Source organism: Chryseolinea sp. T2 (assembly GCF_037203685.1).
GTDB lineage: Bacteria > Bacteroidota > Bacteroidia > Cytophagales > Cyclobacteriaceae > Chryseolinea.
In genome coordinates this window covers 1,048,884-1,071,367 of record NZ_JBBCAU010000001.1, presented here as the reverse complement: position 1 = coordinate 1,071,367, position 22,484 = coordinate 1,048,884, and the positions used below count along the sequence as shown (strand labels likewise).

16 protein-coding genes are annotated in these 22,484 nt (G+C 47.1%); 9 read left to right on the top strand and 7 right to left on the bottom strand.

The window, feature by feature from the left end; all coding sequences use genetic code 11:
* Positions 1 to 11: 11 nt before the first annotated feature.
* From WBG78_RS04385 to WBG78_RS04375, 3 genes are all read left to right on the top strand, one after another.
* A complete protein-coding gene (locus tag WBG78_RS04385; RefSeq protein WP_337325159.1) occupies positions 12 to 2,009 on the top strand; it encodes a hypothetical protein in 1,998 nt (665 codons plus the stop codon).
* 118 nt (positions 2,010 to 2,127) lie between these two features.
* Positions 2,128 to 3,534: a glycoside hydrolase family 30 beta sandwich domain-containing protein gene (locus tag WBG78_RS04380; RefSeq protein WP_337325158.1), complete on the top strand. Its 1,407-nt coding sequence runs from the start codon at positions 2,128 to 2,130 to the stop codon at positions 3,532 to 3,534.
* A 7-nt stretch (positions 3,535 to 3,541) separates the two neighbouring features.
* Entirely contained in the window at positions 3,542 to 5,329 is a 1,788-nt protein-coding gene (locus WBG78_RS04375) for a hypothetical protein (RefSeq protein WP_337325157.1), read from the top strand.
* A 221-nt stretch (positions 5,330 to 5,550) separates the two neighbouring features.
* Here WBG78_RS04375 and WBG78_RS04370 read toward each other — a convergent pair whose 3' ends face one another.
* A complete protein-coding gene (locus tag WBG78_RS04370; protein ID WP_337325156.1) occupies positions 5,551 to 6,849 on the bottom strand; it encodes a Na+/H+ antiporter in 1,299 nt (432 codons plus the stop codon).
* Positions 6,850 to 6,976: 127 nt separating this feature from the next.
* On the opposite strand from WBG78_RS04370, the gene ligD reads away from it, so the two are divergent.
* The 3 genes from ligD to WBG78_RS04355 all read left to right on the top strand — a co-directional run bounded on the left by ligD (position 6,977) and on the right by WBG78_RS04355 (position 12,277).
* Entirely contained in the window at positions 6,977 to 8,416 is a 1,440-nt protein-coding gene (gene ligD, locus WBG78_RS04365; RefSeq protein WP_337325155.1) for a non-homologous end-joining DNA ligase LigD, read from the top strand.
* 70 nt (positions 8,417 to 8,486) lie between these two features.
* On the top strand, positions 8,487 to 9,773 hold the full coding sequence (locus WBG78_RS04360) for an MFS transporter (RefSeq protein WP_337325154.1): 1,287 nt from the start codon (positions 8,487 to 8,489) through the stop codon (positions 9,771 to 9,773).
* Between the two features lie 116 nt (positions 9,774 to 9,889).
* Positions 9,890 to 12,277 carry an arylsulfatase gene (locus WBG78_RS04355; protein ID WP_337325153.1) on the top strand — a complete coding sequence of 796 codons (2,388 nt, stop codon included), beginning with the start codon at positions 9,890 to 9,892 and terminating at the stop codon, positions 12,275 to 12,277.
* A gap of 106 nt (positions 12,278 to 12,383) precedes the next feature.
* Here the strand turns inward: WBG78_RS04355 and WBG78_RS04350 are convergent, their stop codons facing one another.
* From WBG78_RS04350 to WBG78_RS04340, 3 genes are all read right to left on the bottom strand, one after another.
* On the bottom strand, positions 12,384 to 13,127 hold the full coding sequence (locus WBG78_RS04350; protein ID WP_337325152.1) for a DUF2490 domain-containing protein: 744 nt from the start codon (positions 13,125 to 13,127) through the stop codon (positions 12,384 to 12,386).
* A 13-nt stretch (positions 13,128 to 13,140) separates the two neighbouring features.
* The gene (locus tag WBG78_RS04345) at positions 13,141 to 13,587 is read right to left on the bottom strand and encodes a YqhA family protein (protein ID WP_337325151.1); all 447 of its coding nucleotides are present in this window, start codon (positions 13,585 to 13,587) and stop codon (positions 13,141 to 13,143) included.
* Between the two features lie 97 nt (positions 13,588 to 13,684).
* Entirely contained in the window at positions 13,685 to 14,356 is a 672-nt protein-coding gene (locus tag WBG78_RS04340) for a hypothetical protein (protein WP_337325150.1), read from the bottom strand.
* 162 nt (positions 14,357 to 14,518) lie between these two features.
* Here WBG78_RS04340 and WBG78_RS04335 point away from each other — a divergent pair, with 162 nt between their 5' ends.
* Positions 14,519 to 16,105, top strand: a complete 1,587-nt coding sequence (locus WBG78_RS04335) for a hypothetical protein (protein WP_337325149.1) — start codon at positions 14,519 to 14,521, stop codon at positions 16,103 to 16,105.
* Positions 16,106 to 16,240: 135 nt separating this feature from the next.
* Positions 16,241 to 16,900 (top strand): hypothetical protein, encoded by a 660-nt coding sequence (locus tag WBG78_RS04330; RefSeq protein WP_337325148.1) that lies wholly within the window; start codon positions 16,241 to 16,243, stop codon positions 16,898 to 16,900.
* Positions 16,901 to 16,978: 78 nt separating this feature from the next.
* Here the strand turns inward: WBG78_RS04330 and WBG78_RS04325 are convergent, their stop codons facing one another.
* Positions 16,979 to 18,661, bottom strand: coding sequence for a sensor histidine kinase (locus WBG78_RS04325; protein WP_337325147.1), 1,683 nt, complete (start codon positions 18,659 to 18,661; stop codon positions 16,979 to 16,981).
* Positions 18,662 to 18,843: 182 nt separating this feature from the next.
* Here WBG78_RS04325 and WBG78_RS04320 point away from each other — a divergent pair, with 182 nt between their 5' ends.
* Positions 18,844 to 21,264 carry a glycogen debranching protein gene (locus WBG78_RS04320; RefSeq protein WP_337325146.1) on the top strand — a complete coding sequence of 807 codons (2,421 nt, stop codon included), beginning with the start codon at positions 18,844 to 18,846 and terminating at the stop codon, positions 21,262 to 21,264.
* Between the two features lie 36 nt (positions 21,265 to 21,300).
* Here WBG78_RS04320 and WBG78_RS04315 read toward each other — a convergent pair whose 3' ends face one another.
* On the bottom strand, positions 21,301 to 21,891 hold the full coding sequence (locus tag WBG78_RS04315) for a hypothetical protein (RefSeq protein WP_337325145.1): 591 nt from the start codon (positions 21,889 to 21,891) through the stop codon (positions 21,301 to 21,303).
* Positions 21,892 to 21,940: 49 nt separating this feature from the next.
* Entirely contained in the window at positions 21,941 to 22,480 is a 540-nt protein-coding gene (locus tag WBG78_RS04310; protein WP_337325144.1) for a lipocalin family protein, read from the bottom strand.
* Between the last annotated feature and the right edge of the window lie 4 nt (positions 22,481 to 22,484).

The window sequence follows — 22,484 nt, the reverse complement described above, 5'->3', positions numbered from 1 at the left end:
ATGCTTGAATCATGAGAAACATTATTCGATATAAGATAAAAGCATTTGCATTGCTGCTCGTATGGGCGGGATGGATATGCGCGACTTCGTGCCAGGAAGATGAACCGTCCGCAGAAGTTCAGTTGATGAGCTTTGGACCAAGCGGAGTTCATCATGGAGATGAAATAACATTCTTCGGTGCAAACCTTGATAAAGTGACCGAGATCGTTTTCAAGCCTTCCGTTAGCGTACCTAAAGGATCATTTGCCTCAGTTTCAAAAGACAGAATCAACATCATCGTTCCCGACGCAGCAGAAGCAGGGAAAGTGGTTTTGAAAACACCTGATGGAGACATCGAATCGAAAACGATCCTGAACTTTAAAGTTCCCGTTGTGATCACGAGCATCACACCTGAGGCGAAGCCTGGTACCAACGTCACCATCAAAGGTGATAAGCTGAACTGGATAGAAGAGTTGACATTCGCCAGCGATCTCACCATCAAGAAAGAAAACTTTGTAAGTCTTTCGCTTACGGAACTCGTCGTGACACTTCCTATGGAAGCACAATCAGGATACATCCTGTTCGCAACGGGTGGAACAGATCCGCTTACATTCGGCTCCGAAAATCAACTGCAGGTAACTCTTCCCGCAGTAACAGCATTCAATCCTTCATCGGCAAAGCACACCGAAGTGATCACACTGGAAGGAACGAATCTTGACCTCGTAACATCAGTCGTTTTCGCGGGCGGAACTGAAGTATTTGCTCAGGCATTTGTGTCTCAGGAAGAGACGGCCATCAAGCTTGCCGTCCCTGCCACAGCCATTAAAGGCAAAGTCACATTAAAGCAATACTCTCCCGTAGAAGTAACGCCGACCAGTGAGTTAACGATCATTCTTCCCACAGCGACGGCGGTGACACCATCACCGGCTAAGCCTGGCATAGATGACATCACCATCACTGGTTCCAACCTCGACCTTATTGCAGAGCTGGGATTACCCGGATCAGGTGCGATACTCGCATCGGCATTCAAATCAGTTTCAGATACACAGATCGTGTTGACGCTTCCGGCTGGCACTAAATCAGGAGGTATTACTTACAAGACCATCCACGGTTATTCCAATAACCTCGGTGTAACGGTACGAGTACCCGCTCCAGGCCCGGCTCCCCTGCCTATAACATTGTATGATGAAACAATCGCACCAGGCGGTGGTGACTGGAGCTGGAATAAAGTAGTGTCAGATCCGGCAAGCACCGAACAATTCTATTCAGGTGATGTTTCCTGGAAGTTCCAGACAAGCAGCGATGGAGGTCTTTCATCCGGCGGAATAACAGCGATCGATGCTTCCGGTCAGCAGGTATTTACTTTCGCCCTGTACGGCGGACCAGGTACTGACGGAGCCAAGGTAGCAGCAATTCTCAATGACAACTGGGGTGACTACAACTCGGTAACGCTTGTAGAAGGGAAATGGACTGAATATCAGATTCCGCTCACATCATTCCCGACTACCGATGTAACCAAGATCGTTCGCTTCGCATTCAAAGTCGATGATCGCTCTTCTTCAGTAATCTATGCGGATCGTGTAGGCTTTGGCCCTGCAGGTCCTCCACCATTGGACTACTATTTGTACAATGACGCAACCCAAAACGGATGGGGTGCATGGGACGGATGGGATATTGTTTCAAAAGACTTTGCTTCTGAAGAAGAAGTCTTCAAGGGGACAAAATCAATCAAAGCCGTTTACAGCGGACAATGGGGAGCAATTCAAATTGGACGAGACGACGCGATGGACATAACCGGTTATTCAAAACTCACGTTCCGTGTATACGCCGCCGCTGCACAGGACTTCATCGTTCAGCTTAACAACGACGCCGACAACTACATCAGCATACCGCAAGGATGGAGCGAGGTGAGCTTGCCGATTGCCACGATGAAGGGAAATACAAGCGCGGTGAAAGAGCTGCGCCTCAAGAATAACAATGGATCAACACCGGTCACCATCTTCTTTGACGAGATCGGCTTGAGAAATTGATGTCTTTAATAAATGTTGAAGTAGTGTTTAGTTAGTGTGAAGGGGTTGCTTTCGGGTGACCCTTTCATTTCTTCTATCACCTTCGGCATAATTCTTTTTTTATTTGAACTTACAGGAGATGTTGATTATGACTCGCAAGTGGTTGGTGATGGGATTTCTTTTTACTTGTAGTATGTTCTCATGTGGCGGCAGCGATCCTGAGCCTGAACCGGAAGAACCTCCGGTTACGGTCGCCGACAGCGTGGCAATCGTTGTGAACGTAGCAGACATTAAACAGGAAATGGTTGGCTTTGGAGGCGCACTTACCTGGTATAGCCCCTGGGTGGCAAACAACAACAAGGCAAATGAGATCGCCGATCTGATGTTTAGCGATCTGGGCATAGACATTATCCGATTTAAGAACTGGTACTATCCCAACAATTACCCGACCGACAAGACTACTACCGATATGCCCGACGACAACGCAAAAGCTCATTGGGATGCAACAAACAAACTGTATGATCTTGCCAAAGCCCGAAATCCGACTGCTAAAGTATTACTCAGTTCATGGGGCCCGCCAAAGTCTTTGAAGAGCAACAACAAGCTTCAGGAGGGTACACTCAAGAAAGATGACAATGGATTTATGTATGATGCATTTGCCGATTATTGGGTCGACGTGCTTGATCACGTTCCATTTAATCCGGACTACATCAGCATTCAAAACGAACCCACCTACATAAACGCGGGTTGGACAACGTGCGAATGGGCCATAACGGAAACTTCGGCCTTGCCCGGATACAATACTGCCTTCAATAAAATTTATGATAAGATAAAGGGCAGACCTCACGTTCCCTTAATGGTTGGCCCCGAATCGCAGGACATTCCAAAGTTTACTTCATTTGCAAATGTTTTGAAAGACAACGCCAACTGCAGCATCTACGGTTTCCATCCATATAACATCACTGAAGGAACTTCCGCTGATGCAACGATCGCGTCATTGAAAAGTGTAGGAAGCTTCTCCACCAAGCTCAATCTCATGACGGAGTTTTCAGACAATCTTCCTGACTGGCTGAGTACCGGAGTGTTTATTCACAACGCGCTGGTTCACGCCAATACCTCCGGCTACATCTACTGGAAGCTTGCCTGGAGCGCACCTGCATCAGGCGAAGATGCCGCTATGATCAGCGTTGCTTCGTCTTCGGCTATTGCCACTTACAAGGTTACTCCATACTACTACCTTATCAAACATTTCTCCAAACATGTCGATGCGGGCTATCATCGGATAGCAGCAAGCTCCACGAATACTTCCCTATATACATCTGCATTTATCAGTCCCGATAATAAACAAATCACTGTCATTGCGATTAACAGCGGAACGGAAGCAGCAAAAGTCTACGTCGATGCTACAGGAAAAACCGTCACCGCTCTTAAGGCTGACCAGAGCAAGTCGGATAGCTACTACAAGGCACTGGAATCAACAGCGCCTAAGAAGTCAATAAGCCTTCCGTCAAAGTCAATTACAACCATAGTTCTGAATCTCAATTGATCCAAGCATGAAAAACCTATATAGTGGTGTCTTTTTATTGTTGGCGTTAGCGCTGTTTAGCGGTTCCTGCAAACATGACGAAGATCCTGAACCAACTCCCGAGCCAACGCCCGACCCGACGGAAGAGACAGTGTTGGATTCTCTTTACCGTCCGGTCGATCCTGCCATCGCTTCATCGATTGGTTTCTTCCTGGATGATTGGACGCCAAAGTCTTTCGTCATACCCGCAGCAAGCGACGAAGGTACCATCACCGACAATGACGCAACGGATACTATCAACATCGATCTCAACAAGGTGATTACAAAAATTCCGAAATATATATTCGGCAACAATGCAAACCAATGGATGGGTCAGATCGCCGATCAGCCAGTACTCATGGGCTTCCTCAGAGATCTGAATACCGGAGTAATGCGTTTTCCGGGAGGAAGCATCAGCGATGTTTACTATTGGAATTCTCCCGTCAACTCCCCTCCGGCTGATGCTGCAACCACCATATACAATATTGACGGAAGCGCTAAAACAATGGCCGCCTCCGACTGGTGGTACGGCACACGTTCGAAAAGCGAAAACTGGACTATTGCGCTCGACAATTATTACACCATGCTTGAACAAACGAACAATGTGGGCATGATCACCGTGAACTATGGGTATGCCCGCTATGGAAAAGGTAATGACCCTGTAGCGGCTGCTGCACATCTTGCTGCCGACTGGGTGCGCCACGACAATGGCCGGTCAAAATACTGGGAGATCGGAAATGAAAGCGCCGGCACCTGGGAAGCTGGGTACAAAATCAACCTGGATGATAACAAGGACGGTCAGCCGCAGATCATAACGGGGGCACTATACGGAAAACACTTCAAAGTCTTTGCAGACTCAATGCGTAAGGCCGCGCAGCAGATCGGCGTTTCAATAAAAATCGGTGCACAAGTGATTGGCAATCCTCAGGCGAGCTCCGGACTGACCAACTCTACCTGGAACAGCAGCATGTTTGGCTCACTTGGCAACGACGCCGACTTCTTCATTGTGCACAACTATTATGCGCCGTGGCATCAAAACTCGACAGGAGCCGTCATCCTGAAATCAGCACTCACTGAAACAAAAACGATCAGCAACTATGTGACGAATAGTGCATCGACCAATCAGGTACAGATGAAACCCATCGCGATGACCGAATGGAACATAGAGTCCGAAGGAAGCAAACAGAAAGTCTCCGCTGTCGCCGGCATTCACGCTGTACTTTGTGTCGGCGAAATGCTCACCTATCGCATTGGCCAGGCCGCAAGATGGGATCTTGCTAACGCCTGGGAGAATGGAAACGATCACGGTCTCTTCAACAACAGCGCCGGTTCAGCCAACCCGGGTGAAGGTACCTGGAATCCACGCGCCGCTTTCTACTATTTGTACTACATGCAAAAGTATTTAGGCGATCGACTCGTAACAACATCGGTAACGCCCGCTAATTCCGACATCGTTGCGTATTCCTCTACCTTCAGCTCCGGTGAGGCTTCTACTATTGTTGTGAATACCGCCACCACCAACCGCACAGTAATGATTAATATCAACCACTTCAGGGCCGGAACAAAATACTATTGGTACTCCCTGAAACCGGGAACAGACAATGGTGAGTTCTCAGCTAAGGTGATGGTTAACGCAACCAATGGGGCGGGGACAGTAGGCGGGCCGTTGACCTATGCTTCAATCAAACCATTTTCAGCAGCGATGTCATCTCAGTCAATTAAGATCACAGTTCCAGCCAGGGCCACAGTTTACATTGTAGCGGAAAAGAAAAGATAATATTGTAACGGCATTGCAAGTCAACAACAAGTCCGCCGGCCCGATGCGTCTGTAAGGACCGCCTCTTTACAGACGCAATCTGTGCCATCGAGCTTTTTCCCCTACTTTGACAATTACCGGGGCTGAAGGGGCATGAACCTTTTTAATTACAGAACTCGACCTCTGAGCCACATGTCATGTCAGGTTCATTTTCAAGTCTCAATTGAGAAAACTTGCTCAGCCTATTGATTCACATGAGCCTCGCTTTCAGCCGAAGCATTGTTTTCTTTTCGAATCCTCTTAACAATAATCGGAAGCAACAATCCTTGCCCGAGGATCGTGAAAAGTACTACCGCAGTTGTTATAAAGATAATTTCATTGCGCATCGGAAATGGCTCACCATTAGCAAGTGTGACCGGCAAGCTGATGGCCATTGCCAATGAAACAATGCCTCGCATACCCGACCAACTAATGATCACACCGTCCTGAAAGGTTAGCAGCATACTTTGCGACACCCTTCGTTTTCCATTCTGATATCGTGGATTATGGAATACCATCAACAGTTTCCTTCTTTGTAACACCACGCGAACACTCCGAATGATCAGTGCCACAACGGTGATAATAAACGCATAGCCAATATATGGAAGCCATAAATGTTGGTCGATAGATTTCAAAACGAGCGGAAACTCAATTCCGATCAGAATAAAGATCAGTCCATTTAACAGGAATACCACAATGTTCCAGATCGTCTTTGATGCCTGCTTAAGATCAGCCGGGAACACCTTGTCGCTAAGTCTGGTGAAACCAAAACCAAGCGCCACCACAGCGATTACCCCCGACACGTGTACCTCCTCAGCTACCAGGTATGTAACAAATGGAAGGATGAGGATCAAACTGAGTAGCGCAAGATGCTGTGACCACACCAACCGAAGAAAGAATCTAAGCAATACAAAAATTACGGCACCCACGCCGATGGCGCCGCCGATCAGTACCAAGAATTTTAAAATGGCATTCCACCAGATAAATTCGGTACCCGCTACAGCAGCCACAGCAAACTGATAAGCAACCAGTGCAGACGCATCGTTGATAAGGCTCTCACTTTCAAGAATGGTTGAGGCAAGCTTCGTCATGCCCAGGTTCCTCGTGATGCTGATGGCAGCTACCGCATCCGTTGCCGCTAATGTCGAACCTAGAACAAACGCAACCGGCCACGTCATGCCGGGTATCATATAATGTGCTATTACGGCAATACCTGCAGTGGTGATGAATACCAACCCGAAAGCCAATGCGCCTATTGTATCCAGATTATCCCTAAAGTCCTTAAATGAAATGTTGAACGTCGCTTCGAACAATAGCGGAGGCAGGAATAACAAGAAGATGATTTCCGGCTGCACCTGAAGCGACGACATAGAGGGCACAAATCCAAACGCCAACCCCACGATGATTAATAGCATTGTTGACGATACTTTCAGTCGCTGCGACACACCCTGTAACACGGTCATCACGCCGAGCACCATCAAAATAGTTACATAGCTATCCATAGAGCTAATATATAATCGGAGCACATGAACCCACGTGCAGCTGAACCAAAATCTTTCACATAAATTTAAGATTACATGTCTGTGCTTCGGAAGAATTGTTAAACTTCACAGCTCAATCAGAATAAACATGCTGATCCGGAAAAATACCAAGGCATTCAAAACCATTCTGGAAATCGTCAGTACCTGCCAGGACCGTCCCGACCGCGACAAGCTCGTACGACTCTACATTACGAAGGCCGGACACTCAATCGATGATCGCATTAACGTCGAAGGCATTCAGGGTGAATCAGGTCTCTTTTACGAGATGACTTACCAAACCGTGCTGAGTAACCTTCAATCTTCAAATCATCAACTCTGCGTAAGCGATAACATACCCGGCATATACTTCTTTCACAGCACTTCCAACAAAATCTGGGACGAAGCGCCTTTCGAATTTGATGAGGAAATTAAATCGGAATTCAGTTCTCTGCCTGAGCTTCCTGCGGTTAGAAAGAAGGAGAAGACGGCAAAATTTGAGATTACAGGACCAAATCAAAAGTCAGAATCTTCCCCGGCCAAAAAAGATAAAGCAACGGCATCCAATACAAAAGCTGATGTCGGCAAGGCTGCCAAACCCGTCAAGCTGCAGGCGGTACCTACGGGTGCAAAGCAACCTGACTTCGATCTGAAACATGAAATTCATTTCAGCAACCTTGACCGGATCATCTTCCGCGATTCGAAACTCGACAAGCGGGGACTGTTAGAATACTACAATGAAATTTCAGATTACCTCCTGCCCTATCTCAAAGATCGCTTGCTTTGGACTAAACGGGATACGGATACTTTGAAGCCACCCATTGAAATGACGGTCGGGACTTTATTTAGGAACAACGAAGATGAACTCCCACGATGGATTAAGACACAATTAACAGGGAGCAGGCAAAAGAAAAACAACCTGCAATGCAACGACAGGGAACATTTGTTGTTCTACGTGGAAAACGGAAGCCTGCAGTTTGATCACGAGTTATCCAAAATCAAACACCACGATACACCCGACTATCTGATCATCGGCATTGATTCGCCTGAGTTCGACATCACAAAAGCCATTGATGTTGCCCTCGCAGCAAACGAGGTCCTCGAAGGGTTACAATTGCGCTCCTGTCCCAAGACCGATGGTGTTTCAGGATTTCACATTTACATTTCACTGGAAACAACCTCCACGTTCGATACAAGCTTTAAAGTTGCAGAGTACATCTGTAAGTTGATTGGCCTGAAAATCCCCGACCGTGTTTCGTTGATCGGATCCGAAAGCCATGGTTATGGAAAAGTGACTTTGGATTATTCAATGAACGCTCCAGACAAAGCAATCGTTGCTCCATATTCCCTCGTTCCCGGGCAGTCGACGATTGTGGCAACTCCATTGTTGTGGGATGAAGTGAGTAAAGACCTGCGCGTCGAAGAGTTTAATCATGAAACAATCTTCAAAAGATTAAAGCACTCAGGTGATCCGCTTGAAAATCTGAAGAAGAGAGTAAATGCTGATGATCTCCTGGAACGACTGGAGACTCATTACTCGTTTCTCTTTTAGCACAAACAGAAAATGTGGACTGCGTTTGGCCCGACAAATGCATAGATCAATTAAAGTCAGTGACACCAAATTGAAACGAGCAGTTGAACCGCGATTTCAGGCACTACGGCCTTTCGAAAGCAGAAACTACCGTCTGTATTTCTTTGGGCAATCGCTGTCATTGATTGGCACCTGGATGCAGCGAACTGCTGTCTATTGGCTGGTCTACGACCAGACATCATCGTCATTCATGCTCGGAGTTGCTGTCTTTTGTACACAGTTTCCCTCGTTCCTGTTGTCAATTCTTGGAGGCGTTATCTCCGATCGGTATAATCGCTTCAAAGTATTGCTCAGCACGCAGGTTGCATCGCTTATCCAGGCAGCCGCACTCACGGCACTTGTTATCTCTGGAAACTATGAAGTGTGGCAGATTCTCACGCTAAGTGTTCTATTGGGTATCATTAACGCGTTCGATGTACCGGCAAGGCAGGCAACCGTCTATGACATGATGAACAACAAGGACGACGTCCCCGGTGCCATAGCCTTGAACTCTTCTATGGTACATATGGCCAGACTCATAGGCCCTGCGTTATCTGGCATCGTTCTGGAGAAACTAGGTGCCGGCGTTTGCTTTGCTATCAATGCATTCAGTTTTATTGCCGTGATAGTGTCTCTGCTCATGATGAAACTTCCGCATCACAAGATCGCTTCCCATCCCACGAATGCACTCGCAGACCTGAAAAATGGTTTCACCTACTTACGAAACACACCCGAGATCAATCGCGTCATGATGATGCTGGCGCTCATCAGCCTGCTGTCGCTTCCCTACATCACCTTGTTACCGGTTTATGCCAAAGACATTTTCGCTGGCAGTGCATCAGTGTTTGGATATCTGAACAGTTTCATCGGATTGGGAGCGATCAGTGGTGCATATTTCCTTGCTTCAAGAAGTCCTGGCGCCGACCTCAAAGGAATTCTATTTATCAACACTATTGTATTTGGCGTCGGTCTGTTGTCCTTTTCACATGCAACCGTCTTTCCCATCGCTCTTGCATTCCTGTCTGTAACGGGCTTTGGCATGATGTCACAAACAACCATCAGCAATACACTTATTCAGCTGGCCGTAACACCAACGATGCGCGGTCGCGTGATCAGTTACTATGCCATGGCTTTCTTTGGTATGCAACCCATCGGAAGTCTCCTGATCGGCGCACTGTCGCATCGCATTGGCCCGCAAAACACAATGTTTGTTCAGGGCATCGTCACCATCATCATTGCATTGATCTTCATTCCGTTTCTAAAGGCAAAGTTGCTGCGACGCCGTGATAAGATGAAGATTGAACAACTGAAGGAAAGGACCATCGAAACCACCGGTTAGGATATCGTCATTGATCAGTGTTTGGGGCATTTAACGTCCGTTTAACAGTTACATGACATTTCTTTTCCGGGAGATTTTTTTAACCTTCACAGATTAATTCATTTCCATCACCCCCAATGAAAAACTCTCTCTCACGCCTGATTGTCCTGGCGCTGGTGCTTGCATTGCAAGCCTGCAATAGCAATGCTCCAAAAATCGAAAGCAATTCTCAAAACGCTTCAACGGGATCGCCGGATCGCACCATGCTGCCAATCCGCGAACCGATCTATCCTAAAGACACTATCCTGGACGCACGCAACGCTAAAGTACCTGCGCGCTTTGAAGTAAAAGCACCGCAGAATGCACCCAACGTTGTTATTGTGCTGATCGACGATCAGGGCTTTGGACAGTCGAGCGCATTCGGTGGTCCTGTTAACGAGGCAACGGCTGACAAACTCGCAGTAAATGGATTAAAGTTTAATCGCTTTCATACTACGGCGCTTTGCTCACCATCGCGGGTTGCAATTCTTACCGGCCGTAATCATCACCTTAACAACGCAGGGGCTATCATGGAACTGGCTACGGGCTTCCCTGGTAACACCGGCGTTCGCCCGAACAGTATTGCTCCACTCGCCGAAATGCTTCGACTCAATGGTTATAGCACCGCCGCTTTTGGAAAATATCATGAGACAGCTCCCTGGGAAGTGTCGGTGTCAGGGCCATACGATCGTTGGCCAACGCGTTCAGGGTTCGATAAATTTTACGGTTTCATTGGCGGCGAAACCAATCAATGGGCACCGGCAGTTTACGACGGCGTCACGCGCGTTGAGACGCCGAATGATCCCAATTATCATTTCACCACTGACATGACCGACCAGGCGATCAATTGGGTCAATGCTCAGCAATCGCTCACGCCTGATAAACCGTTCTACATATATTTTGCAACAGGCGCAACACATGCTCCTCATCATGCTCCCAAAGAATACATAGAAAAATATAAGGGTAAGTTTGATCAGGGTTGGGACAAACTCCGGGAAGAAACATTTGCGCGTCAGAAGGCATTGGGTGTAGTTCCGCAGGATGCCCAGCTTACTCCACGTCCGAAAGAGATTCCAGCATGGGATGATCAAACTGCAGATCAAAAGAAATTATTTGCCCGTCAGATGGAAGCGTTTGCCGGCTTCGCAGAACATACTGACCACGAAGTGGGGCGTTTGGTTCAGGCTCTGGAAGAGATGAAAGAACTTGACAACACGATCTTCTTATACATTATTGGTGATAATGGCGCAAGTGCAGAGGGAGGTCCTGAGGGAGCCTATAATGAAATGATGGCGCTCAACGGTATCCCGGGCAATGCATCACAAATGATGAATCATATCGATGACTGGGGAAGTCCGAATACTTTTCCGCACTACGCCATTGGATGGGCTCACGCAGGTAACACACCGTTTCAATGGACGAAACAGGTTGCTTCCCATTTTGGAGGAACGCGCAACGGCATGGTCGTTCACTGGCCAAATGGCATCAAAGCGAAAGGCGAGATCCGTTCACAGTTTACGCATGTAACAGATATTGCACCGACGATAATGGAGGTTGCCGGTCTTCCTTTTCCAAAATCTGTAAACGGAACCGAGCAAACACCGTTCAGCGGAGTATCGTTCGCGTTTGCCTTTGATGATGCAAAGGCAGCTGATCGTCATACTACTCAGTACTTTGAAATGTTCGGAAACCGCGGCATCTACGACAACGGTTGGGTTGCCTGTACACGCCACTCAATACCATGGGTACTTAACTCCACTCCACCATTAACTGAAGATGTATGGGAACTTTATCACGTTGATGAAGACTTCAGTGAAGCTGTCGATCTCGCCTCAAAAAATCCTGAAAAGTTGAAAGAGCTTCAGGCAATCTTCTTTAACGAGGCCAGGAAAAATCACGTCTTCCCAATTGACGACCGTCGCTCTGAAAGATTCGATGCATCAATCGCTGGCAGACCAGACCTGATGGGACCGCGCACTACACTTTCAGTGTTTGAGGGCATGACCGGCATTTCAGAAAATGCATTCATCAATGTTAAGAATCGAAACTATACGGTAACTGCGCAGGTGGATCTGAAAGACGGCAACACAAACGGAGTGATCCTTGCGCAGGCCGGACGCTTTGGAGGTTGGGTAATGTATATGAAGGGTGGAAAACTCCATCATGAATACAACTTCTTTGGAATCGAAAAAACGAACATTGCAAGTCCAAAGAATGTCGCTGCTGGCAAACACGAATTGAAATATGAATTCATTGCCGACAAGCCACTTCAGCCGGCCACGGGCGGCAAGTGCACGTTATACATAGATGGTCAGGTCGTGGCCAATGGTTACATTCCCAAAACACAACCCTTCGCCTTCTCCGCCGATGAAGGCGTTGATGTCGGTGTTGATAGTGAGACTAACGTATCTGGCGACTACAAGGAGCGAAACAATAAATTCACTGGTAAGATCCATAAGGTCACCGTGGATACCAGCAACAACTAAACTGATATCCGTTTCAGTGTATTTGCATGCGCAAAGAAAATGGAGCCGAATAAAGTCTGCACCTGAAAAAAAAAGAAAGAGCCCGGAATCGTGCTCTTTCTTTTTTTTAGTTGCTTATCCCATCAGTCTGCGATGGTTTCGACTTATTAAGAAAATGCTTGACCCGGATTCTGAAGATATTGTCCGTCGTTTCATAGCCATTATCAAGAGTATTCCTCGACATCTGCAAGGTGTACATCAACTCAAATCTCACGCTGTAGTTTAAACGATAGCCAATGCCCGTACGTAGTCGAAACCTATTGGCAAACCGCTCCTGCACATCCTGATCCATGACAATGAAAAATTCTCCATCCACGATCGCATACCATAACTTGTCACCGGCCTGCATTGATCTCTTGTTTATTGGCGTCAAAGTTTCCGCTCTCAGCCTTGTTCGCGTACTATGCTGCCATGTGTGAGTCTCCCTTTCCAATTGATTGCGCTGTTCAAATCGGATGAGAAAACGCGTGAGCACGCGCTTGTTTGGCGTAAAATGGATTCGGGCACCAAGCATCTCGCGTATTTCTGATGTCGTTACCGTCGCCTCCTGAAACGTTCGTCCGGCAAACACCGCCCCCATCAAATCGATATGGTTTGAAACTGAATACTCCGGCGTTATCTGGACGTCGAGCGATCGCCATTTTGGCTGCTCCAGCACAGTGCTGTAGGTGGAAGCAAATTCTATGTTCCATGAGTTGGCAAAGGGCAGGTTGAGCATGTACTCAGCCCATATTTGTTCACTCGGTGATTGAGCCAGCAGTGCTGCGGTAGTCCGGAGCAGGATTACAATCGATAATATCGTCCTTTTCACATGCAACTATTCTCTAATGTCGAAGGACTCTGGCACTCAATGCAAAGAGTAGAACGGAAACAGGAATGATCAGAAATGTCCATTGAAATGAACCGCTCGCGCGAAGCACTTGCGTACCGAATGTGATCAGGAGAGTGAGAAGAAAAGCGTTCCAGACAAGTTCCTTGAGTTGATTAAAATTGTCAATCTTTAGCCACGGCCATTTCAACGATTTGAATTCACGCATCTCGGGATAGAACAACTTCATAAAGCCCGCACCCAGAATTAGGAAAACCAGGGCCACCAGGAACAGGTCCAGTGATTCCACAATCTCAAGGCCCGGTTTTCCAGGGGCTCCATCCCTTAACAGCACATCGAAGCCATGAAAAGTTTTGTATACGCCAAAGCCGACGATAAATAAAAAGTTAACCAACATCGTGATACCAATAATGGCTATGGCTATTTTAAATACTCTTTCCATTTCACTTAGCGATGATAATTCTTCCTTCCTGTTGATGTGTCAGCTCGAATGTCACAAACTCAATGAATGTGGACCCGCGGTTGTAATAGTCCGGAGCCTACTTGACCCGGATCGTATAATCCTGATTCTGTGCATCGATGGTCATCTTCTTTGCCGGTAGGTCCAGCGTTGTCGTTGAAATGTGATTTGTACCGTTGCTGAACATCTCGTAGTTAAGTTCCCCCTCCAACTTGTCCTTTCCCAACAGGCTGCTGAATTCGCGATACCCGCAGAGGTAAGTGGTCGGATCAATGCGCAGCAATAATCTGTCACCCGGAACCTTCACGTCGCTCGCAACTGCTTCAATCTGTCCGTTTTTTTCTGTCACGGTTGCCTTGCTGAAGAAGTCGAGCATTTCACCCTTTGTCAGGAAGGTATACTGCAATGCAAGACCAAGGGCCTTTTCAATGTAATCCATTTTGTCCTCAGCGGCGTTTGCCTGGGCCGCACCTCTCAGACCTGGTTTCTTCTTCACCGTTGACTCTGCGTCTACAATTTTTGTGTCGAGCTTTCCGTCCGGAGTGAAGCTGAACTCAGTAATGGTTGTTAGCTTCAATTGGCTCTCAATAAATACCTGCGACTTCCGTTTCCACACATACTCTTTCAGCTTTTGCAGATTGGCGTCTTCAGCCTTCGAGATCTTCAATGACAGGGCTTCCTTGTCTGTTTGCGAAAAACCGTAGAACGGAGCGAATAATACAAAAACGAGAATCAGAGCAATTGCTTTCATGTACCTTCCTTTATTTGCTTGTTTTTCTCCCGTTCTATGAGATTCCGGGGAGACGGAATATGATGGCTAGAATTTGGCTGTGTATACCTTCCAACACATTATCGGACGAAACTAGAACCTGCTCTTTTATTGATCAAAAAGTTCCTGTTAATTAACTGTATAATGGCATCACCCACTCCTTTTAAAGCTGCTGAAATAAAGGCTCAACTTGAGCGGATCTTAAACTTTCCAGTATTTACAAACTCTCCGATACTTTCTGCATTTCTCAGATTCATCGTTGAAAGATCTCTGGCCGGCGAGACGCACGTCTTGAAAGAATACACCATTGGTGTGAATATCCTTTCAAAAAGGGACGGGTACAATCCACAAACAGATGCTACTGTCCGGATACATGCCGGGCGATTGCGCCGGGCCCTGGCTACGTATTACAGCGGTCCGGGACGAAATGATACCATCAACATAAGTGCGCCGAAAGGAAGCTACATTCCCAAATTTCAACTCCATGTCCCAACACCACAGCAGGAGGAAACGTCTGTTCAAATAATGCCAAGACTTGCCGTGCTTCCCTTTCATACAGGAGAAGAAAATACACTCATGTCATTGGCAGATGGGCTGTGCGATCAGATTTGCACTGAGCTCGGAAATTTTACCGAACTGGCAGTTGTGTCTTACTACGCTTCACGAAAGGCCTTGCTACAAAATGATGATCTCGTTAAGACGGCGTTGCTGCTGGATGCCGGTTATCTTCTAACGGGTAGCATACAGGCAATCGATGACACCGTGCGAATCCGCGCACAACTAATACAGGCACAGAACCAGCAACAACTATGGACAGTATCCTATGAAAAAGAGAGGTCCGCGCTGAACACCTTTCAAATTCAGGATGACATTGTCATTCACGTTGTTAATCAGATTGCCGGAAGTCATGGAATAATATTTCGGAACGTAGCACGCGTGACGCCCGGTAAAGATCTTCTTGATTTAAAGGTTTACGATGCCGTGTTCTGGTATTACCACATGGTCAACTATCAGAATTCAACAGTTTTTGGGAAGGCTCTTTCATCAATGAAAGAAGCGATTCGGCTTAGTCCCCAGTATGCATTGGGATGGGCAGTTCTCGGAGAGACTTACGTAGCGGGAGTATTTAATGACTTCGACTGTGAAACGGAAAATCCGTTGCACGAGGCTGTCAGGTGCGGGAAGGAAGCATTAAAAGTCGATCTCCGTTGTCATCATGCGTATCAAACGTTGTCACTTGCCTATCTGTTTCTTCACCAGAAGTCAGAGTGTCAGAAGATTATTGAGCAGTGGCTGAGTCTTAAATCCAATGCAGCAGGTATTTCCGGAGGTTTGGGTTTCTGCCTTATCTGTGCTGAAGAATATGACAAAGGCTTCGCCATGCTGATGGATTCAATACAGCTCAATCCATATTATCCATGGTGGTTCAATGGTGGCCTTTGCTTCTATTATTTTGTAACCGGCGAATGGGATGAGGTCATTTATTGGGCCGAGAAGATGCACCTTACAAGCGAATTATGGGAGCTTACGCTGAAGGTCGCTGCATATCACGAAATGGGAGACACCGCGTCAGCTCGTAAATTTGCAACCGAGGTACAGCAAAAGTTCCCGAATGTCAAAGACAATCCTGGTAATCACATCAATGCATTTCTACAAAGTGAAAAATTAATCGGACGACTCACATTTGCAGTGCAGAATGCTTTGAAAGACGTAGCCAGGGTGCCATCGTAACGGCACAAAATGTTTGACATAGCACGATGATGCGTTCAGTCGAAAAGCCGTTTAAAAGGCTTTTCTATTTTCATAATTTTATTGATGCCCCGCTCCCCGAGAACAACACATCCTCTTGTAATTTTCACCCTTGCGATGGCTGTTATAGTGATCGGCGTTGCCTGGCTCGAGTATAAAAATTCACTCACATTTGCGGCAATATTCTGGTCGACAATAGCGGTACTTTTTGGCGTTGCCTTTTTCCTTGCTAAGAAGCCGCGCAAGACAGATCCTGTTGCTAAACAAAATCTTGCCGATCTGCAGAACAAAGGCATTGCTCTTCATTATGAGCAGGAAACATCGCTAAGCAGCACAGACCTCGCCGCATTGTCAAAGACGATGCGCCAATCCATGGCAGTGTTACCAATATGCGCCATTGTCGGATTCGTTATCGTTTACTTCTTTATTGATGGCGGTCCTTTTGCGTATGCAATAGCCGCTGCTGTCTTGATCCTAATCGCAGTGTCATTGGCATCTGTGCTGAAAGCGTACCGCAGAATTGTAAGTCGGGGCGTAAAGACGGTGATCCGTGGTGTTGTTACAAACCGTCTCGAAACTACAGCAGACTCCGGTGACAATAAAAAGACAACGTACTATGTTATCATTGGTGACAGACAACTTCGGGTAGACCAGGAATTCTACAATGAATACCTTCCCGGAGACGCATTGGAAGTGCACTTCGCAGAAACAAATGGCATCATCCCTTACATATTCCAGGTCACTAGAATACCGATTGAAAATCAGGCCACCAATTGATACACCGATCCCTCCGTATTCTGTGATTTCAAAGAAAGGATTTTAGTCAGCTGCTTCCCGAATTCAACGATACGCGTCTCAGGCCAATGGCAGCTTCACCCAAACGGAGGTGCCCACGCGCGGTGTGGAAGATATACTAATAGTTCCTCCGAGTTTCTCAACAATCTCTTTGGTAATAAAAAGCCCCAATCCTGAACCGCTCGAATTCTCTGTAGCGCGATAGAACATTTCGAAAATCTTCTCGTGATGTTCCTTGCCGATACCGATACCGTTGTCATGCACTGCGATCATGCAGGCGTTGCTATCGAGCGTCGTCTCCAACTTGATGAAAGGCTCATCCTTTCTCGGATCGGAATACTTGATCGAGTTACCGATCAGATTTCCAAGTACCGTCTTCAGGCGACCGTAATCCGTTACTATAGTCACATCGTTGCTGACCGCTGGCGAGATGTCAATGGCCACTTTGGAATCTGCATACTTCAGCTCGTCAACGGTCTCCTTCGCCAGCTGTGCAAGCGAGACTTCCGACTTCACTACCTCACGGTGACTATTCCTGGAGTAATGAAGCACATCCGTCACAAATTCATCAAGCTTGCGCACCCGGTCACGTATCATACCGTGATACGCGTAAATCTCCTCCTTGCTGCCAGCCATCTCAGAAATCGTTAATAATCCGAGCACCGAACTCAAAGGCGAACGCAGATCATGTGAGGCACTATGAACAAGCTGATCAAGATCGCGGTTTGTTTTCTTTAACCATTCGTTCTGATCATGCATGAGTAGCTCGGCACTTTTCCTCTCAGTTATGTCAATGATCGAACCGACAACGACATCAATATTTCCATTCTCATCGGTGGTACTTAAACCACTGTCGTAAATCCAACGGTACGTCCCATTCTTGTGACGTCGGCGCGACTCATTCTGAAAGGGCTTCCGGTCAGCAAAATGCTCTTCAATTTTTCTGTGCAATTCAGGACGATCATCCGGATGCATGAGGCCCGTGAGATCCTCGATCATGAAGTCTTGCAAATCGTCGGATGAATAGCCCATGATCTGCTTCCACTCATTGCTGAGATAAAGCGTATTCGTTTTTACATTCCATTCGTAAATGCCTGCGCCGCTTCCCTTGATAACCAAAGAAAAGCGCTCTTTGCTTTTCTGAAGGTCGTCAGTTAACTGCAGGAGGTGACGTCGCTGTTGTTGCAGGTTCGCCTCCGTAGCCTGAGTTTGGCGGATCCAGAACTGCAATACGACCAAAAGACATACGATCGCTGTCGTTCCACTGGCAAAGAACACGACGGATTCTCCAGTCTCATCAATATCAACCCTGAACAGTTCAAAGTCGCCGAACAAACTGATGCAAAACAAAGTGTAGCTCAAGATCACAAATCCCCACCTGGCAGCTCGGTATTCAAAGGGAATAATTACCAAAGCCCCGACAGCGACCGGGGTGAACAGCATCAATACTTCATCCAGAGAAAGTGAGAATGAAAAGACAATAACATTGAGTGTGCCCAATGCCACATACGAAGACGCAGCAAACTTCCTTCTTTGGTTGAGATATAACGCCAGGCCTAAGCCTCCGAAAAGCAACGTGTAAAAAGGAAGAACTCCGGGAATAAGACCACGGATATGAAGCAGATCAAAGAAAAACAGAGCGGTAGCTACCGATAAGGCCAGCATGAGCACCTGAGTCCGTAACACAGCCTGCCTCTCCTCTGTAGAGCGCAAGTTTAACGTTATGTCCGGCTTAGGGGGCATGAGGGTCGTTTAGCCACAAGAAACAAAAATTACGCTAGAATACTATCATCCTCCCTCAGTCAAAACAGGAGACTCCTTCAACTATACCGATGGCATTCAAAAGCGGAGGATATTTCAATACATTTGAAGTAGTGATAACGTAACATATTTCATTACGACAAGACTTTGCAGAATAATAATTTATGATCCGACTCTGGATTCTATCGATTGCAGTTCTATGCTGCGCGTGCAGCCGCCGCGAAGGTACCGATTCAGTTAAACCTCTCCCTGTTATCAGGGACCTTCCTTCTATTACGGGGCAGCAAAATTATCTGCAATCTCCATTTGTAACCCCCGGAAATCGGGTCTACATGATTGGCAATCAGAACGGATCCTTCACCGACCTGGGATGGCATATCAATGGCGAAATGGGAGGCATCTGGGACCATCCTGTCAAGTTGCTGGATGGATTTACAGCTGCGCTCCAGTTAAATGGTGATAAACAATACTGTCTTGATTCCGCTATTCGATTTGTTAATTACCCGGTCGGAAATGAAAATTACTTTTCATGGCCTTCGGTTGATATTGATGTCGAGCGGTTTCAATTCGTTCCCGACAACACGGAAGGTATCGTCGTTCAATATAAACTGATCAATAAGAGCGCTGACCGAAAGCAAGTCAAACTTTGCATTAACGCCAAATCCGACCTCCGTCCAACATGGCTCTCCGATAGCCTGAAAATAAACGATGGCAAAGACGAAGTCCGGTTTGATTCAAAGCTCTCAGCACTGGTATTCAGAGACCAATCCAATCCATGGTTTGCTGTTGTCGGTTCGATGGCGCCAGTTGTACATAACGAAACAGGTATTGATTGCCAGCCTGCGCATGCGCCCGACAACGGTGTGACTGGCAGCCTTTGTATGGATGTCACACTGGAAGCAAATAGCGATTCGGTTATACCCGTCTACATTAGTGGCTCCTCTCAGTCGGAGGAAGCCGCGATAAATACGCTCGAACTGTTGCGTTCAAATGCCAGTGACTACTTGCTGAACAAGATCAAACGGTATGGTCAGATCGTTCATCGCTCTGCAATCACCATTCCCGACGAAGGCATATCGGACATGTATGCCTGGATGAAATTCAATACCGACTGGCTGGTTCGGGAAGTGCCAAATGAGGGCATTGGCCTTTCAGCCGGGCTTCCGGATTATCCCTGGTGGTTCGGCGCGGATGCAACCTATGCACTACAGGGCGTGTTGGCAACAGGTGACCACGAGCTCGTAAAGAATACCATCCTGCTGTTGAACAAAATTTCCAAACGCACAAACTCTAACGGCCGCATCATCCATGAGGTATCGACCAATGGCGTTGTGTACAACCGGGGAAATGTCAATGAGACTGCACAGTTCATAACCCTCATATATAATTACATGCAATGGACTGGCGACGTGCAATTAGTAAAAGACATATTCCCGGATCTGAAAAAGGGCGTTGAGTGGCTGCTTACCTCGAAAGATCCTGATCACAACGGATACCCTAATGGAAGTGGAATGATGGAGATCCCGGGCTTGGAGTCCGAACTCGAAATGATCGACGTTGCCGTTTACACTCAGCAGGCGTTGGCCAGTGCCGCAGCCCTGGCATCCACTATCGGCGAAACGGAGCTCTCAAAAGAGTATGGAGCGCAGGCCGAAACTCTAAAGAAAAAGATCGATACTCAGTGGTGGGTAAACGATCAGCAATCGTTTGGCGATTTCCGCTCGACGGCGGAAGAGGGCAGCCATATCCTTAACTCCGCATTGGTGAGGTCCGATACCATGAAAAAGATAGAGTCCGTAAAGGAATTGAAAGCATTGCAAAATCGACTTTCATCGAATCCGGTTCAGGGTCAGCGTACCTTCCTCATCTACAATAATTGGGTGGTCAACACACCGATGGAAACAGGAATCGCCAGCCGTGAACATGCCCTGAAGGCACTGAAGAAATCAGAAAAATTTCAGAATGTATTCGGTTTGTTTGTAACGGGAATCGACAAGACAGACGAGCCCGACAGTGTAGTCCTTGCATCCCGTAAGAAAATATTTTCGTATACGGGCGCCGTAATGACCTTGCCGACGGGAGTCATTGCAGTAGGCGCGACCCGCTATGGTCAGGTAGACCTGGCGTTGCGCATGATGAAAAAGCTCGGACGCTCTTTCAGCTATGCATTGCCAGGCTCAATGTATGAAGTCTCGCCCGACTTCGGAATGATCACACAAGCCTGGAATATCTACGGCGTGGCTGTACCTCTCGTATCTGGCATCTTCGGCATTCATCCCGACGCACCCAATAGGCTCATTCGACTATCACCCAAGCTTCCTGCTGACTGGAATGAAGCCGCGATCAGACATGTGCGAGTCGGGAATAATGAAATCAATCTTTCCGTAAAACGCGATGGCAAATTTCTGATCTGTGAAATCGAACAAACTGATCCAACATGGTTGATCGCAGTGAATGCAAATGGTTCCGAGGCGTCATCTGATGTAACCGCTGCCGATCAAGCTGCAATCATCAATGGATATCGCCACGCGACCGGAAAGAAGATTACTGTAAAGCTTGATCTGGAAATAGACATTACACGTTAAATCATCGTATGCACGATGAGAATGATGCATCCTGTATTAGTTGTTCTTTGTGTCTGTCGTGATCAGCCTGAGAATCTGCTCATAGTTCATCACCAATAACTTTTCACGTCCGGCAAGCTCCTGCATATTCATTAACAGGCCATTCATCGTGGCCTGCGGATCCTGTGTCGAACTATTTAGAATAATATCAGCAACGGCTGACACCTGATCAATTACATTCTGCTGCAAGGAGTAATTGTCAGTGAGCAACTCCAGATGAGTAAAATCAAATTCAGCAACAATGCCCGAAGCGTTTGCTGCATTCCACGAAGTCGCTCGTGGATAAACTTTGTAGATCGGTTGTGCACCCAATACGCGACGGATATCAAATGGTTTTTTCGAAAGGTAAGCCTGTATGGAATCCGAATGACTAAGTCGTCGGATAATGAGCTCGTGGTTTTGTACAGCCTCGGCAACAACATCTTTATTATGCGAAATCTCCTTGATTACCCTCGAAAGCGCAATCTCCTTCTTAGCTTCCACCTCCCGCTTGTCGGCTAGACTCTGAAAATAGAGACCCAGCAATATACCAAAGACGATGAGCGCACTCTCTACGAGCACGTCCGTCAATTTTCTACCCGATGACATAAGCACAAGGTCTTAAAATCGGAAGAATACGCGAAACCCAACGGTAACCTTATTGGTCGTGCTTCACCCAGATAAGGTTCTTAACCTGATAGCCAAGCGCAGACGCCTTCTGCAGAAATGACTTGCTTACACGCTCAGGCATAGTTGTTTCACGCGACAGCAACCACAGGTAATCAAGGTTGCGCCCGGCGACAAGAGCGTATTGATAATGCTCGTCAATGGCGATAACATTGTACCCCGCGTAGAACGGTCCGAAGAAAGAAACCTTAAGCTTTCCAACACTCGGGTCATCGGCAAACTTGGCCTTTCCAATACTTTCCTTCCACTTATTTTTTAACACATCGAAGCCTTTATTGTCAACCCGGATGGTCCCATCTTCATTGAGTGAATAGGTAGCAGTTACGTTGTCGAGGTTTTGCTCGAAATAGTAATCAAGTCGTGCAATCTCGTACCATTTTCCCAGGTACTTCTGCTTGTCAAATGAGGTCACCGGCTTCGCTCCGCTCGGTGCCGTTGAACGTGTATAGTAAAGGACGGGTACCATGGCCGCAGCGGCCATGGCCGTCCAAAAGAGTTTCTTGTGCTTCATGACT

Excerpts from the sequence above, each read along its gene's own strand:
- WBG78_RS04385 (WP_337325159.1), top strand. The coding sequence starts at position 12 with ATGAGAAACATTATTCGATATAAGATAAAAGCATTTGCATTGCTGCTC.
- WBG78_RS04380 (WP_337325158.1), top strand. The coding sequence starts at position 2,128 with ATGTTGATTATGACTCGCAAGTGGTTGGTGATGGGATTTCTTTTTACT.
- WBG78_RS04375 (WP_337325157.1), top strand. The coding sequence starts at position 3,542 with ATGAAAAACCTATATAGTGGTGTCTTTTTATTGTTGGCGTTAGCGCTG.
- WBG78_RS04370 (WP_337325156.1), bottom strand. The coding sequence starts at position 6,849 with ATGGATAGCTATGTAACTATTTTGATGGTGCTCGGCGTGATGACCGTG.
- ligD (WP_337325155.1), top strand. The coding sequence starts at position 6,977 with ATGCTGATCCGGAAAAATACCAAGGCATTCAAAACCATTCTGGAAATC.
- WBG78_RS04355 (WP_337325153.1), top strand. The coding sequence starts at position 9,890 with ATGAAAAACTCTCTCTCACGCCTGATTGTCCTGGCGCTGGTGCTTGCA.
- WBG78_RS04345 (WP_337325151.1), bottom strand. The coding sequence starts at position 13,587 with ATGGAAAGAGTATTTAAAATAGCCATAGCCATTATTGGTATCACGATG.
- WBG78_RS04340 (WP_337325150.1), bottom strand. The coding sequence starts at position 14,356 with ATGAAAGCAATTGCTCTGATTCTCGTTTTTGTATTATTCGCTCCGTTC.
- WBG78_RS04335 (WP_337325149.1), top strand. The coding sequence starts at position 14,519 with ATGGCATCACCCACTCCTTTTAAAGCTGCTGAAATAAAGGCTCAACTT.
- WBG78_RS04330 (WP_337325148.1), top strand. The coding sequence starts at position 16,241 with ATGGCTGTTATAGTGATCGGCGTTGCCTGGCTCGAGTATAAAAATTCA.
- WBG78_RS04325 (WP_337325147.1), bottom strand. The coding sequence starts at position 18,661 with ATGCCCCCTAAGCCGGACATAACGTTAAACTTGCGCTCTACAGAGGAG.
- WBG78_RS04320 (WP_337325146.1), top strand. The coding sequence starts at position 18,844 with ATGATCCGACTCTGGATTCTATCGATTGCAGTTCTATGCTGCGCGTGC.
- WBG78_RS04315 (WP_337325145.1), bottom strand. The coding sequence starts at position 21,891 with ATGTCATCGGGTAGAAAATTGACGGACGTGCTCGTAGAGAGTGCGCTC.
- WBG78_RS04310 (WP_337325144.1), bottom strand. The coding sequence starts at position 22,480 with ATGAAGCACAAGAAACTCTTTTGGACGGCCATGGCCGCTGCGGCCATG.